The 15,950-nt window shown below is 27.7% G+C and carries 13 protein-coding genes; 12 read left to right on the top strand and 1 reads right to left on the bottom strand.

Translation table 11 applies throughout. The features are described 5' to 3' along the window. Positions 1 to 2 precede the first annotated feature (2 nt). From pheA to AVBRAN12637_RS00385, 11 genes are read left to right on the top strand one after another with little or no spacing between them, the layout of a single operon-like run. Positions 3 to 1,067: a prephenate dehydratase gene (gene pheA, locus AVBRAN12637_RS00435; protein WP_214116008.1), complete on the top strand. Its 1,065-nt coding sequence runs from the start codon at positions 3 to 5 to the stop codon at positions 1,065 to 1,067. After that, the gene (fliF, locus tag AVBRAN12637_RS00430; protein WP_336615150.1) at positions 1,064 to 2,752 is read left to right on the top strand and encodes a flagellar basal-body MS-ring/collar protein FliF; all 1,689 of its coding nucleotides are present in this window, start codon (positions 1,064 to 1,066) and stop codon (positions 2,750 to 2,752) included. Before pheA ends, fliF begins: the two co-directional genes overlap by 4 nt. Further along, positions 2,752 to 3,780 carry a flagellar motor switch protein FliG gene (gene fliG / locus AVBRAN12637_RS00425; RefSeq protein WP_214115798.1) on the top strand — a complete coding sequence of 343 codons (1,029 nt, stop codon included), beginning with the start codon at positions 2,752 to 2,754 and terminating at the stop codon, positions 3,778 to 3,780. Before fliF ends, fliG begins: the two co-directional genes overlap by 1 nt. Further along, positions 3,777 to 4,562, top strand: a complete 786-nt coding sequence (locus tag AVBRAN12637_RS00420) for a FliH/SctL family protein (protein WP_214115797.1) — start codon at positions 3,777 to 3,779, stop codon at positions 4,560 to 4,562. Before fliG ends, AVBRAN12637_RS00420 begins: the two co-directional genes overlap by 4 nt. After that, a complete protein-coding gene (gene dxs, locus AVBRAN12637_RS00415; protein WP_336615149.1) occupies positions 4,552 to 6,351 on the top strand; it encodes a 1-deoxy-D-xylulose-5-phosphate synthase in 1,800 nt (599 codons plus the stop codon). Before AVBRAN12637_RS00420 ends, dxs begins: the two co-directional genes overlap by 11 nt. Before the next feature lie 4 nt (positions 6,352 to 6,355). Continuing rightward, positions 6,356 to 7,540, top strand: a complete 1,185-nt coding sequence (locus AVBRAN12637_RS00410; RefSeq protein WP_336615148.1) for a site-specific DNA-methyltransferase — start codon at positions 6,356 to 6,358, stop codon at positions 7,538 to 7,540. After that, a complete protein-coding gene (locus AVBRAN12637_RS00405; protein ID WP_336615147.1) occupies positions 7,533 to 8,171 on the top strand; it encodes a hypothetical protein in 639 nt (212 codons plus the stop codon). The genes AVBRAN12637_RS00410 and AVBRAN12637_RS00405 overlap by 8 nt, the downstream gene beginning before the upstream one ends. After that, positions 8,168 to 8,677 (top strand): phosphorylase family protein, encoded by a 510-nt coding sequence (locus AVBRAN12637_RS00400; protein WP_214115795.1) that lies wholly within the window; start codon positions 8,168 to 8,170, stop codon positions 8,675 to 8,677. The genes AVBRAN12637_RS00405 and AVBRAN12637_RS00400 overlap by 4 nt, the downstream gene beginning before the upstream one ends. Then, the gene (rlmN, locus tag AVBRAN12637_RS00395) at positions 8,674 to 9,738 is read left to right on the top strand and encodes a 23S rRNA (adenine(2503)-C(2))-methyltransferase RlmN (protein WP_214115794.1); all 1,065 of its coding nucleotides are present in this window, start codon (positions 8,674 to 8,676) and stop codon (positions 9,736 to 9,738) included. Before AVBRAN12637_RS00400 ends, rlmN begins: the two co-directional genes overlap by 4 nt. Continuing rightward, entirely contained in the window at positions 9,719 to 10,576 is an 858-nt protein-coding gene (locus AVBRAN12637_RS00390) for a helix-turn-helix transcriptional regulator (protein ID WP_214115793.1), read from the top strand. Before rlmN ends, AVBRAN12637_RS00390 begins: the two co-directional genes overlap by 20 nt. After that, positions 10,576 to 10,950, top strand: a complete 375-nt coding sequence (locus tag AVBRAN12637_RS00385) for a hypothetical protein (protein ID WP_214115792.1) — start codon at positions 10,576 to 10,578, stop codon at positions 10,948 to 10,950. The genes AVBRAN12637_RS00390 and AVBRAN12637_RS00385 overlap by 1 nt, the downstream gene beginning before the upstream one ends. Positions 10,951 to 10,954: 4 nt before the next feature. Here the strand turns inward: AVBRAN12637_RS00385 and AVBRAN12637_RS00380 are convergent, their stop codons facing one another. Next, positions 10,955 to 11,725 carry a DUF5718 family protein gene (locus AVBRAN12637_RS00380; protein ID WP_214115791.1) on the bottom strand — a complete coding sequence of 257 codons (771 nt, stop codon included), beginning with the start codon at positions 11,723 to 11,725 and terminating at the stop codon, positions 10,955 to 10,957. Positions 11,726 to 11,820: 95 nt separating this feature from the next. Here AVBRAN12637_RS00380 and AVBRAN12637_RS00375 point away from each other — a divergent pair, with 95 nt between their 5' ends. Continuing rightward, positions 11,821 to 15,939, top strand: coding sequence for a hypothetical protein (locus tag AVBRAN12637_RS00375; protein WP_336615146.1), 4,119 nt, complete (start codon positions 11,821 to 11,823; stop codon positions 15,937 to 15,939). Positions 15,940 to 15,950: the final 11 nt, after the last annotated feature.

The following is a 15,950-nucleotide window of genomic DNA, read 5'->3' as shown; positions in this document are numbered from 1 at the left end:
ATATTATGAATTTAGAAGAAATTAGACAAAATATAAATAAAATTGATGATGAAATAATTAAATTATTAAATCAAAGAATGGAATTTGTAAAGCAAGTTGGTATTTTAAAGCATAATGAAGGTAGTCCAATTTATCGTCCTGTAAGAGAAAATGAGATAATAAATAGACTAAGTGAAAATAGCAAAGGCTTATTAGAAAAAGATGCAATTAAAGCAATTTATCAAGAGATTTTTGCAATTTCAAGAAATCTTGAATTACCACAAAGAGTTGCGTTTTTAGGTCCAATTGGCACTTATACTCATCAAGCAGCAAGATTGTGGTTTGGAGCGCTTAGTGAATATATTGAGATTGCTACTATTGAAGATGTTTTTGTTAGTTTAAATAACGATGAAGTATCTTATGCAGTAGTTCCTATAGAAAACAATACAGAAGGTGGGGTTGGAGCTACTCTTGATTGTCTTGCAAAATACGATGATATTTTGATTTTTGCTGAAAATTATTTAGATATTCATCATTCATTCGCAAGCACAACTGATGATATAAGAGATATTAAAGTGATTTTTTCTCATCCACAAGGCTATAATCAGTGTAAAAAATTCTTAGAAGCTCATAATATTTTAGACATTGAGTTTGTCCCTACAAAAAGCACAGCCGCTGCTGCAAAATTAGCAAAAGATACGCCAAACTCTGCTGCAATTTGCTCAAAAATTGCAGCAAAACTAAGTGATTTGCCTTTAATGTTTGAGTGTATTGAAGATAATAAGGCAAATAAAACTAGATTTTTAGTGCTTAGCAAACATTCTTGCGAAAAATCAAGCAATTCTAAAACATCAATTCTAGCAAATACAGCACATAAAGCAGGTGCTTTAGTTGATTTGCTTAATGAGTTTAAAGAAGCAAATATCAACTTAACTAAAATTGAATCAAGACCTTTAAAGAAAAAAGAATTTGAATATAGTTTTTTTATTGATTTTGACGGACATATTGATGATTTGAATGTGCAAAAAATCTTAAAAAATAAAACAAATATAAAATGGCTTGGCTCATATTTAAAGAATGATAAATGATTAAGCAATTTTTACAAGGAATAGGCAAGTTCTATTCAGGTTTAGAAAAAAAACAAAAACTAACTATATTAGCAGCTATTATTGCAACCGTTGCTTTTATAGTTTTTTTACTTGTATATAATTCTGGTAATAATAAAAACTACTCTGGATATTCTGTTTTATTTGATGAATTAGATACTAAAAACTCAGCTGCAGTTGTATCAATATTAGAAAAAAATCAAATAAATTATATTTTAAAAGATGAAAGCACCATTTTAGTTCCAAGTGCTGATGTTTATAAGCAGCGTTTAGAAGTGGCAAGTGCTGGAATTTTAAAGGATAATAAAGTAGGTTTTGAGATTTTTGATAAACAAGAATTTGGAGCTACTGATGAAGAGCAAAAAATCAAGTTTAAAAGAGCTTTAGAAGGTGAATTATCAAGAACTATTGAGAGCCTAAATCCTATTAATAAAGCCGCAGTTCATATTGCTTTTGGTAAAGAATCTTTGTTTGTAAAAGAAAAAGAGCCGCCAACAGCTTCAGTAGTTTTAAATATCAAAATGGGTATGAAATTAGGTCAAAAACAAGTTTTAGGGATTAAAAATCTTGTTGCTTCATCTGTTGCTAGTTTAAGTGTTGAAAATGTTAAGATAATTGACCAAAATGGGGTTAATTTAGGTGCTGATGAAGTAGGGCTTGATGTAGATGAATTAAACGCACAAATAAATTATAAAAAAGAATATGAAAATTCATTAGAGCAAAAGATTATAAATGTTTTAGCACCTGTTCTTGGTGGTTGGGATAGAGTTGTCGCTAGAGTTAATGCTGATTTTAATTTTGATAAGGCAAATAGTCAAAGTGAAGTATTTGACCCAAATTCAGTCGCTAGAAGTGAGCAAAGTTTAGAAGAGAAAAAAGAAGGCAAAAAAGGCAAAGAAGTAGGCGGAGTGCCAGGAGCAATATCAAATATTGGACCAGTTCAAGGCATTGAAGATGGAGAAAATAAAGAAAGTTATAGCAAAAATCAAAGCACAATTAATTATGAAATATCTAAAAAAATTACAACTATCAAAGGTCAATTTGCAACCTTAAATAGAATTAGTGCAGCAGTAGTAGTAGATGGAAAATACGAAATTGATGAAAATGGCGAAGTAAAATATGTAGCAATTAGCGATGATGAGCTTAAAAAATTACAAGGTTTAGTAAAAAACGCAATAGGATTTAATGATACTAGAGGAGATAGCGTTAGTGTTGATAATATTAGATTTAATAATATTAAAGCTCCAGTTCCACCATCAATTAAAATTACTAATTTCTTAGAAAGCTATATAATGCCGTTTATTCCACCTGCAAAATATATTTTTGCTATGGTGTTAATGTTTATATTTTATAAAAAGGTTATATCTCCGTTTATTAAGAAAATGCTTGAGGATAAGGTATTTACACCTGAAGAATTAGAAGAAATTAGGCGTGAAGAGGGTGCTGATGATGAAGAAGATGCGATAGAAAAATACCAACAAGCTAAAAAAAGAGTTGAAGAACAACTTGGAATTGACGCTGGATTTAGTGAAGATGAATTACAATATGATATTTTACTTGAAAAATTAAAAACTATTAGCACAGAAAAAAGTGATGAGGTTGCTATGCTATTTAAAAGTTTATTAAAAAACGATGCTGAATTTAATCAATCTCAAAAGGAAATGTAATGGCAAATTTAAGCAACGAACAAAAAAGCTTATATAATGATTTAAGTATTTTAGAAAAAATTGCAATATTTTTGGTTCTAATGGGAGAAGAGCCAAGCACACTAATATTTTCAAATCTTGATACAGATATGGTAATTGAAATCACAAAATATATTGCAAGTGCAAAGCAAGTCGATAGAGCAGTAGCTACTGCTGTATTAGAAGAATTTCACGCTTTACTTAAGTCAAATCAGTATATTAAAAATGGTGGTTTGGAATTTGCTAAAGAGATTTTATACAATACTTATGGGATTGAAGAAGCTGAAAAAATCTTATCAAAATTAGCAAAAACTTTAGATGGAAATCAAGCATTTTCTTATCTTAGCAATATTAAACCTCAACAATTAGCTGACTTTATCGTAAATGAATATCCACAAACAATAGCTTTAATTATTGCACATATGGAGCCTACTAGAGCAGCTGAGACTTTAGAGTTTTTTGAAGATAATTTAAGAAGTGAAGTAATCCATAGAATTGCTACTTTAGGTGATATTAGCCCAAGTATTATTAAAAGAGTTTCAACCGTTTTAGAGAGTAAATTACAATCTCTTACATCTTATAAAGTTGAAGTTGGAGGGACTAGAGCAGTTGCTGAAGTGCTTAATCGTCTAGGTCAAAAATCAAGCAAATCAACTATTGCATATTTAGAGCAAACTGATGAAAAACTTGCAACTACTATTAAAGATATGATGTTTACTTTTGATGATATTACTAAATTAGGCACAACAGCAATTAGAGAGATATTAAAAGTAGCTGATAAAAAAGATTTAATGATAGCTTTAAAAGGAAGCACGGAAGATTTAAAAGGTATGTTTTTATCTAATATGAGCCAAAGAGCAGCAGAGAGTTTTAATGAAGAAATGGGATTTTTAGGTGCTGTTAGGGTAAAAGATGTAGAAGAAGCACAAAGAAAAATCGTTGAAGTTGTTCAAAAGCTTAATGAAAGTGGAGTAATACAATTAGGCGAAAGTGATGAGATGATAGAATGATGAAAACTATTATTGATAATAAAGCCAAAGAGCATCATATTCAAAATTATAAATTTAAAATTCTAAGCTCATTTGATACTGATACAAGTGAAGAGCAGCTTAGTGAAGTTATTGAAACTCCACAAGAAATAAAAGAAGAGCCTGTAATAATTAAAGAAATTACTCCGCCACCACCACCGCCACCAAATCCAATCAATGAAGAAATGCTTAAAAAAATGGAAACTTTAAGCGATAATGTAGTAAAACTTCAAATGAAACTTGAAAAACAAGAAGAAGAATTTGAAAAAAGACTTTTAAATGAGATTGAAATAGCTAAAAAAAACGCTTATGAAGAAGGTTTAAACGCAGGTAAATCTCAAAATGAAGATAAAATAAACGAGCTTAGTATAAATGTATCAAATAGTATTAAAAAGCTTGAAAATAAATGCCAAGAATTAAGTGATTTTTGTGAAAAAACAAAAAGCGATTTAAACGAAGCTGCTTATTTAATAGCTAAAGAAGTAGTAAATAAAGAGCTAGAAACAAGTTCAGCAAAAATTGCTCTAGCTTATGCAAATACGATAATGCAAGGAATTGATAAAAGCATTAAGATTAAAATCAGTGTAAATCCTAAGGATTTTGATTATTTAAATAAAGAATTAAGTTCAAATAGGATTGAAATCTTAGCTGATGATGCTATTAATAAGGGTTGTTTGATTATTAATTCAGATACATTAAATACTCAAATTAACTTAAAAGAAAGATTAGCACAAGCAAGGAGTATGATATTAGATGAAGCGTAAAATTGAAAATATCAAAAGCCTTAATGAAAACGAATTAAAAGAATTATGTAGTGATATAAGAGCTACAATCATTGAGCAAGTTAGCAAAAACGGCGGTCATTTATCGTCTAATTTAGGCGTGGTTGAACTAAGCGTTGTTCTTCATCATTTATTTGATATAAAGGAAAATCCTTTAATTTTTGATGTATCTCATCAATGCTACGCACATAAAATATTAACAAATAGGAATTTAGAAAATCTAAGACAATTTAATGGAATTAGTGGTTATACCGAGCCAAATGAGAGCGAGTATGATTTTTTTATAGCAGGGCATTCATCTACTTCAATATCTCTTGCAACGGGGGTTGCAAAGGCTTTTAGTCTTAATAAAAAAGATGCAATTCCAATTGCTATTATTGGTGATGGGGCTATGGGCTGTGGATTAGCTTATGAGGCTTTAAATGAATTAGGAGATAGAAAATATCCAAGTATTATTATCTTAAATGATAATAAAATGAGTATTAGTAAGCCTATTGGTGCGGTTTCAAGATTTTTATCAAAAAGTTTATCAAGTCCAATTTATCAAAAATTTAAAAAAGGCGTTGAAGCAATGCTTGAATACTTGCCTGAAGGTGCTAGATATACTGCAAAAAGATTTGAAGATGGATTTAAATTAATCACTCCTGCTGGAATGTTTTTTGAAGAATTAGGGCTTGAATATATTGGCCCAATTGATGGGCATAATATCGCTGATTTAATAACTGCATTAAATCTAGCAAAAAGTCTTAAAAAGCCTGTATTATTGCATATTCAAACAATCAAAGGCTATGGTTATGAGTATTCTTTAAATGATGAGGGTAGTTGGCACGGAGTTGGGGCTTTTGATATAAAAACAGGTAAGAGTTTAAGTAGTTCAAAAAAACCTAGTGCAACGGCAATTTTTAGTGATATTTTAGATGAACTAGCAAGTAAAAATGAAAAAATAGTAGGTCTTAGTGCAGCTATGCCAAGTGGCACAGGAATTGATAAATTAATAGCAAAATATCCTAATAGATTTTATGATGTAGGAATAGCAGAAGCTCACGCAGTAACTTCAATGGCTGCTATGAGTAAATGTGGTTTTATGCCTGTTGTAGCTATTTATTCAACTTTTTTGCAAAGAGCTTATGATAGTTTAATTCACGATTGTGCGATACTTAATCTTAATATGGTTTTTGCACTTGATCGTGCAGGGATTGTAGGAAATGATGGCAAAACTCATCAAGGAGCTTTTGATATTTCATATATATCTTGCATACCTAATTTTAAAATTTGTGCTCCAACGAATGCTAAAAGTTTTAAATTATTGCTTGAATACGCTACAAGTAAAGTTGGGCTAATTGCTATTCGCTATCCAAGGGGAAGTTTTGCTTTAGATGAGAGCTATGAGCCAAGTTTAAAAACTCATTTTATTAAAAATGTAAATTCTAATATAAGCTTTTTAGGTTTTGGAGAAGGCGTTGCAAAAGCTTTAGCAGTTAGTGAAGAAATCAATGCAAATGTAATTGATTTAGTATTTGCTAAACCACTTGATAAAGAGTTTTTATTAAATCTTGCTAAGAGTTCAAAAGAATGGCATATTTTTAGCGAAAGTGCAAAAATAGGCGGATTAAATTCTATAATTTCTAGCTTTTTAAAAGAATATGATTTAGACATTAAATTAATATCTTATGAATACGAAGATGAGTTTATAACTCACGGAAATACAAATGAAGTTATGCAAAGCTTAGGGCTTGATGCAAAAAGTATTATAAATAAAATTAAAGGCTAATATTGTGAATAATAAAATTTTTATAGGCGATAATTTGAAAGTGTTAAATTCAAAGTATTTTCAAAATTTTAAAAACAATATTCAATTTATTTATATTGATCCGCCATATAATACAAATACAATTAAAACATATAACGATAATTATATTGATTGGACTGAACATATAGTTCCAAGGCTTAAATTATCAAAAGAATTATTAAATGATACTGGTATTATTTGTATAAGTATTGATGATTATGAATATGCAAATTTAAAATTAGAGTGTGATAAAATTTTTGGTAAAAAAAATTATATTGGTACTTTTATTACAAACCAAGCAATGAGAAGTAATGCTAAATTTATTAATATCATACATGAATATATTTTAATGTATGCTAAAGATAAATCTAAGGCAAAATTACATAAAATTTTGCGTGTAGAAATACCAGAACAAAATGTCTATATTCAATTTTTAATAAAAGAAATTAAAAATATTTTTATAAAAGATGGTCAGGAAGAAGCATCTAAGGAATTAAAAAACCTAATAAAAAATATAGCAGCTAAAGATAATATGAATTGGGTTAAAAATTATAGTAATGTAGATGAAGATGGTAATATATATTTTGCAAAAGATTTATCAACCCCTTCTAATCCAAGAAAAGTAAACATACAAAAAATTGGATTATTTTTAAATCCATTAAAAACACGTGGTTGGGTTAGTGATGAAAAATTTATTTCTTTATATAATGAAAATAAATTAGTATATAAAAACAACCGCCCTTATGCTAAACACTACATTGATGAGGCTACAGATAATATAGTCAGTAAGTTAAATTTTTATTCTAGACAAGGTAGTAACGACTTAAATAATCTTGGTTTAAGAGATGTTTTTGAAAACCCAAAAGCTGTTTCAATGATTAAAATGTTAATAGATATTACAACAAATACAAATGATATAGTATTAGATTTTTACGCAGGTTCAGGTACAACTGCACAAGCAGTGTATGAATTAAACAAACAAAAAAATAAGAATATTTATTATATTTTAGTACAAAATAAAGAAAAAGTAAACGAAAAATCAAAATCTTATAAAATATGCAAAAAATTAAAAATTTATCCTAGTATTGATAATATATTATTTTATAGAATAAAAAAATATTTAGAAAAAAATAAACTACAAATTGACTACGAAAGGATTGACTATGAATAATACTGATTTAGATATTTTTAATAAGGGAAATTTTCAAAATATTAATAAAGATTTTATATTAGATACTCTACAAATAGGATATGAGATGAGTAAAATTCAAGAAAAATATAATAAAACAGATATTGATACGTTACTAAATGAATTTCATGATAGCTTTACAGGTATACAATTGGGTTATGAGTTAGTAAATATAGATAAGCACGGTTTTGATTGTAAAAAATCACTTTATAAGGATATATTTTTAGAAGTAAAAACTGCTAGTATTTCATCTAAAGCAATTACTGCTACATTTAACGATACCACATATGAAAAAGCAAAAGCATTTATGGATAAAAAATTATTTTTAGCATTAGGTGTATGGAAAAATATGTCAGAATTATTGTTTGTTTGTTATGGTCAAAATAAAAAAATTGGTGAATATTTAAACTATAAAATAGATGAATTTCAACAACGCAAAATGGTAAGAAGCACTCAAACAATAAGTCTTAATCAACTTGTATTTAAATATGGATTTGATATATATACAAAATATGATAAATATTATATAAGTAGTTTGCTTATTACAAAAAGCAAACAATTTATAGAATTAGATTTAAAAAGAATAAAAGATTTTAAAGAGTTATCTGTATGATAGTTAGTGCAGGAATAAGTGAGATTTATGATTACGCAGAGCCTATTGGATTAGGTAGTAATTGCGCTATAAAACTTAGCGAATTAATACTTAAAAAGCAGCCAAAAAGATTGATTTTTATAGGTTCAATGGGGCTTTATACTAAAGAAATTGAGCTTTTTAGCGTAAATGAGTTTAAAAGTGCTGTAAATATTGAATTAGCTATGTTAGATGATTTAGTTTATACCCCTATGAAAACTAATGAAGTTTCTAATTTAAATTCTTCTAATTATATTTGTAAAAATTACGAATACGCTAAGAAAATGAATGAAAAATACGGGATATTAGGCGAAAATATGGAGTGTTTTAGTTTTTTTGCGACTGCTAATTATTATAAAATCCCAGCTAGTGCAATTTTAGTAGCGACTAATTATTGTGATGAATTCGCACACGAAGAATATATAAAAAACATAGCAAAAGCTAATGAAATACTAGAAAATTACTTAGAAAACAAAGGACTTTTATGAAAGAATTATTAGATTTTTTACCAGAAGAATATAACCTTAGTCCAAAATATCTAAATAATGAATTAGCAAAATTTGTATATCAAAAATATATAAATGATTTTAGCGAAGCTACAAGTTTATCAAAAGCTCTAAGAGAACAATTAAAAAATGAATTTAACATTATGCCACTTAGCTTAAAAATAGCTCAAACAAGCATTGATGGGAGTATTAAATTCTTATTTTCCTTGCACGATAATCACACAATAGAAAGTGTTTTGCTACCTATGAAAAAAGAAAGAATAGAAAATGGTGTGAAAAAAAGTGCAAAATACACTATTTGTATAAGTAGCCAAGTAGGTTGCAAAAGTGGTTGCGCCTTTTGTTTAACGGGTAAAAGTGGGCTTATTAGAAATCTTAGCACAGCTGAAATCGTAGCTCAAGTATTATTTATCAAAAAATACGCAAAAATCCCTTATGAGCAAGGTATTAATATAGTTTTTATGGGTATGGGAGAGCCACTTGATAATTTAAAAGCAGTTAGCAAGGCTATTAAAATCTTTTCTCATAATGATACTCTAGCAATATCACCACGCCGTCAAACAATCTCAACAAGCGGTCTTGCAAAGCAAATTGAAGAATTAGGCAAGATGAATTTAGGTGTATTACTTGCAATTTCGCTTCACGCTGTAAATGATACTTTAAGAGATGAATTAATGCCTATTAATAAGGCTTATAATATTGAAAGCGTTTTAAATGCGGTAAGGAATTTCCCAATAGATGCTAGAAAAAGAGTGTTATTTGAATATTTATGTTTAGGTGGGATTAATGATGATTTAAGCCACGCAAAGGCTTTAGTAAAATTACTACACGGAATAAAAGCTAAGATAAATTTAATTTATTTTAACCCACACGAAGGCAGTATCTATAAACGCCCAAGTGAAGAAAAAGTAATTGCTTTTAGAGATTATTTACAAGCACACGGACAAAATGCTACCATTAGACAAAGCAAAGGTCTTGATATTAGTGCAGCGTGCGGGCAATTAAGAAATAACGAGGATGAAAATGCAAAAACCATCATATAGAATAGCTCAAATATTAGTAAGACTTTATAATGAAGAGATATTAAATAAGCACGATTTAGCTGAAGAATTTGGAGTAAATGCTAAGACTATTCAGCGTGATATTAATGAAAGATTATCAAAATTACCAATAATTGCTAGAAGAAATGGGGATTATAGTTTAGATAAAGCTTATATCAAAAGCAATCACGAAGAGATTAGAAAACTTATAAAAATATTTGATATTACTATGCTTCCAACAAGGCTTAGCGATGAGTTTTTAAACAATCTTTTTACTCAAAAAGAACTACCAATTACTAATATTAAAAATAACGAAATTGATGATATTAGTAGTGTTTATGAGAGCTTAACTAATGCGATTTTAAATAAGGTAAAAATTAAAATAACTTATAATGCAAAAGAAAGAATTCTAATGCCTTATAAATTAGTAAATCATCAAGATATTTGGTATTTATTAGCTTGTGAAGAAGCTGAACTTAAAAGCTTTACTTTATATAAAATCAAAAATTTATTAATCACACAAGAAGAATTTATCCCAAATGAAAGCACACAAGAGCTAATTAACAATAATTCAAGTAGTTTTATATCAAATAATATTACAAATGTTATTTTAGAATTAGATTGTGTTGCTAAAGAATATTTTTTAAAAAGAGCAATATTAAAAAATCAAAGAATAATTTCAAGCCATTTAGACAAAATCATAATAGAAACAGAAACAAGTTATGAAGATGAGATTATTAGGCTAGTTTTTAAGTGGATTCCACATATTAAAATTCTTGAGCCAAAAAGCTTAGCAAATGAGTGCAAGGCTAGAATTAAAGAATATTTAAAGAATATTTAATGCAAAAGCAAAAGATATTTGAAATAATTTGTAATGAGTGCAAAGAAAAGCAAATTAGTATAGTAAATATTGAAGGATTTAGCATAATAAATGAAGAGATTTTTTGTCTAAAAAGCTCAAATAAGATTTCTTATAATGATTTAAGATATATTGATTTTGCTTATATTTTATTAGAAATTAACACTAAAAATAGTTTAATAAATGCTTTTAGTATAGCTGCAAAATTAGTAAGCGATGATTATGAAGAACATAAAGAATTATTAAAAAAATGCTTTTTGCTCTTAGATGATACAACGCATTTTAAAGACCTTGAAAAATGCTTAATAATGTTGCAATTAAAAGAAAGTTACGATAAGTTAGAAGATAAATTCTAGTAAATTATTTACTAGAATTATTGCTTTTTACTATTTGATGAAGGCAAGAGCCATCTTTAACATTTATAAATTCATCATTTTTAGAAATAGCTACAAAGATTTCATCATTATTTTTTAAATAGTGTTTTTCTCCAAAAGGAGTATAAGATAAAGCACCTAAACATATCAATAAATTTGCAGGCTTACTAGCTATTAAAGGTCTTATATCTTCAAGGGTTGCTATGTCTATTTGATTATTTATAGTATCAATTAGCCAAGTGATTAATGTATTTGAATAATAAAAATAATTTTTTATATAATCTTCGTTTGCGTATTTTATTATCTCATTATCTCTTTTTAAATAGCAGTGGATTTTATAATCATTTAATTCATCAAGATTATTTAAAGGAACTAAATTCCCAATACCTTTACTAGCAGTTGAGAAGTTCTTTTTAGAAGATATTTTATTTTCATTTACTCTTTTACTAGCGTCATTAAACGCTGCATAAAATTGTGGTTTTAAATCACTTAGTTTATCATTTTCATAAAAAGCTTTAAAAATTACACATAATTCAGGCTCAATTTGAACAAAATCTCCATCTAAAATAAGCTCATTTTCACTAATACAAAATCTCTTTAAATATTCTTTATCACTATCTTTAGAGTAGAATGGAAACACACCTTTAGGTGCAAAATCACTTGTATGTAATTCAGTAAAATCTTTAGCTTCGTTAGCTTGATTTAAATGATTAGGAACATTTCCTATCACACCTAAGCATAAATAGTCTTTAAACATTATTTTTCCTTAAATTGAAATATTTTTATAATTTATAGCATTAATTGATAAGTTTTATGTAAAATAAATATACTTTTTTTATTTTAGGAGAAAATATGAAAAAAACGATATTTCTATCCCTATGTGCGATAAGTGTATTGCACGGGAGTATGGTAACAACAGAAAATAAAATTAAAGGTATTTTTATTGGAAATGTTGATAATGCGTATGGTGCTGCACATACTAAACTTGAATTAATACAAGACTTTTATAACTATGGTCGTGATAATGCAATCATTGGTTGTCTTCACGGAAGACCTGGTAGTGATGCTTGGGCTTATTATGATTGCGCTTCTTTAATGCAAGTGTATAGTTATAAAGATGGTAGCGGAAATCCTGAAGCAGATAATGCAAATTATAGAGATAATGTGTATTGTATGGTTGATGGTAGTAATGATTTAGGAACAAATAAAATTCCAAATGCTAGTGATTTTATTGCAAATATTAATAAAGCTAATCTTGATACAGGATTATATGTTTCAAAAGACAAGATAAGCCCAAGTATTAAATATGATACTACTATATATCAATATAGTTTAGGAAATTATCAAGAATCATATAAGGATTTTGGCGTAAATACTACAGGTAGATTATTAGTAGTTGCTAACAATCAAAAAGAATACAATCCATTTAGTTTTTATCTAAGCGATAATATTAATATGAGTTCTTTTCCTAATGATTTTAAAAACTTCGTAAATCAAAATCTAGGCATACAAAATGGACAAATGATACCAGGAACAGGCTCAAAACGCTCTCATATGTATCAAAGTTGGGCTCTTTTAGCTCAAAGAACAATATCAGGTGGCAAAGATAGAGGTGCTTGGTGTAATCAGATTTATCATTGGGATAATCGTAATTTTAAAAATGGTAAAGGTTGTGGTTCTAGTGATTGGAATAGTTTAAGCGCTCATGGAAAATATGTTAGATTTTTCCATTCTTTATGGGGTTTAGGTTATCAATTTAGAGCTTCTACTGCTAGTGACCATGTTTACGATATGAAAACAGGTGCGGCTCAATATGGTGGAATAAAAAATGAATATGGTCAAGTAGTTCCTTTTGGAATTAGTGGAGACCTTTATGGTTCTGCAGAATTTAGAGGGGATGATACCTATGTTAGACATTATCCAGAAGGCTATAAAAGAGATTTGTATTATCAAACTTATAATCTAAGAAAAATAACTGAAGCAATTACTTTAAAAAATATAAGCTTATATGGAACTAATGAGTTTAATAATAAAGATAATGTGTTTCCTTTTTTTAATAAGAATTTAGATCAAGGTATTAATAATTCTAATGCTTTTGGTAATAATAATAAGATAGGAAAATGTTATTTTATTAATTTACAATATTATGGAAGTAAAAATCAAAATGGTTATGCAAAGTTTGAAGCTATGCAATCTAGCAAATTATTATGGAATAAACCAGCTAATGAGTTTTTACAAAACTATATAAGTAGTTTAGATGGTAAATATGCAATCGCTAATTACTCAATAGATAGAAGCAATATTTATACTAGAGCAACTTCTGGTGAAGAGCATATATTTACTTTAAATACTAGACCTACAAGTTTTAGATATGATGATGCGAAAAAATACGGCAATTCTTCAAATGGCAAAATTGGTGCTAGATATTATTTACATTTTTATCCTGACGCTGATGGAGCTAAAACTACTGAAATTGATAAAAATTTAGTTCCTAGAAAAGCAAAAGTTGAAAATTTACCAAGTAGCTTTAATGATAAAGAATTTTATGTTGTAACAGAGCTTAAATACGGAGTAAATAATAATGCTCAATTATCATTTACATACGAAGGCGTTGATTTAGACTTTAATAGATTAGGCTTTGAAAATAAACAAGAATGCGATATAAGTAGTGGTAAAAACTGCTCTAATATGAAATTTAAATTTAAAGATTTTAAATACAAAACTTATAAATTAAGCAAAACTGATGGTGGCTTTAGAGTAATTAGCGAAGATAGTGAAAAGAATGGCTATTTTTCAAGTGAATACACAACTGATGTTATGGCATTAAGAGTTGATGAAGGGTTATTAGATGCAATTAAGTATAAATCTGGTGAATCAATACTATTAGAACTTACACTTGATAGAGGTTTTTATGCTGATGATAGACCATTTTTTGAAACCAATTCAAATACTATTATTAATGCTAAATCATCAGGTAAGTTCTATGTAATTATTAGTGATATTAATTTTAATGCTAGTAATGTAGATTTTGGTTCTATTTGGAATAAACAAGACCCTGATAAAATGCCTGTATTAAACAGCACTAGCACAGGTTTTAATCCTACGACTGCAAATACTAGAATAGCTGGAAAACCTGTTTATTTAGGTATAAAAAGTGCAAAATCATCAAATAAATTAAATAATATTGATAATTTTGTAACTTTTGATGTAATAGATACAAATACTAATAAAATAATTAAATCAGCTGACCTTACTTATTATGATAATGGAACAAGTAAAGTTAATATTAGTCACGAAAATGATTATTTAGTAGGTAATCCAATATTTACTCAAACAGGATTTAGTGGTGCTTATCCGTTTTATAATGGCGTTGTTAGAATTGATGATTTAAAAGTAGGTAGATATAAAGTATGCTATACAATATATTCTAAATCTCAAGTTCAAGAAGAAATCAATAAAAATAATAACAATAAAGACGCTAAAAGCCTAATTGAAGTGCCTGTTAAAGCTAGAAATTGCACTAATGATTTTAGTTTAAGACCTGCTTTAGTTGAATACACTACAAGCACTACATTTACAGCTGGAGAAAATGCTCTTGCGGGTGGAAAAGTAGCAGTATTTAATGCAGGATTAAAAGATGCTGATGATAAGCTAATAGTAACAAATGAAGAATTTGCTTTAACAAAAACTACTTTAAGTGTAGAAGATAGTCAAGGTAAAAATTATGATTTTAGTTTAAATGCAACTAATAAAAATACTATATCTGATAGCAATGAAGTTGCGTTTGTAAAAGACAATAATAATACCTATAAAATCAATGACGCAGTTGTAAATTTCCCATTATCAACTGATGCAAAACTTAAATTATATGAAGGTAAATTCACAAAACCAGATAGTATTAAAGGTTTATGTAATGCAAATGCTGTCAATAATAAAGTAGATGAATATGGAAAAGTAGGTTGTTTAATTGATAGTAAAAGTGCTATAAGTATTAATTTTGCTAGCACTAAGGAATATGTTTTAAGAACTCCTATAATAAACAATGCCTTTACAGATGAAAAAACATTCTTTAAGAGTGAAGTAGGCGATAATAATAGCTTAAAGATTTATTATGTATTTAATAATTTAGGTGCTAAGGATACAAATAGCTTAAATTATGTATATCATAAATTTAGCAAAGACCATAATCTTGAGTATGAATTAAATTTTGATAATACTGATAAACAAGCTAAAGATAGATATTTAGTAAATATTGATGAAAATTATACGGATAAAAGCTTTAATACCACAATTAATGGTGCAAATCAAATTCTAGTAGATAGAGTTATCGTTACAAAAGATAAGTTAAATAAAGATTTTGATAAAAAATTAGAAGATTTATATAATGATACAAAAACAAATAACATTAATGCTGTTATAGCTGGATTTGCTGCACCAAAAGATAAAATATCTGTAGATTTAGAATTAGCTTACACTAAATACAAAAAAACTCCAGATAATAAAACAATAGATACTAATGCAAGTTTAGCTAAGCCAAGTGTTGCTGAGTTTTCATTATTAAAATCATCAAAAGTTTCTTTAGATGGAGCTAGCACTAATTTAGCTAATGAATACTCATTTATCTTTACTAATGTTACTTATAAAGATAATAAAGTAACAAATACTGACAAAATTACTTTAAATCCTACAACAGATTTAGAGCTTTATTATTTAAATAAGAAAAACGAAAGAACAAAAATACCTTTAAAGAGTTCTTTATATTATAAAGACGCTGGTGCTATTATTAATGAATTATCATTTAATGCTGAATATGGCTCAAGCTTTTCTAAAAATCCAAAAACAGGCGAAGTAACTATCACACTAACACCTGATAATGCTAAAAAGCAATACATTAAAGAAGTAATTAATCTTAATAATACAAGTGATTTACATGGTGGTAAGTTCAGTTTAGAATTTACAAATGCTAAGTAATTTTAAGAAGG

The sequence above is a fragment of the Campylobacter sp. RM12637 genome, assembly GCF_020137645.1.
GTDB lineage: Bacteria > Campylobacterota > Campylobacteria > Campylobacterales > Campylobacteraceae > Campylobacter_E.
Note: the sequence above shows the minus strand (reverse complement) of the source record. Positions and strands in the feature narration are given on the sequence as shown.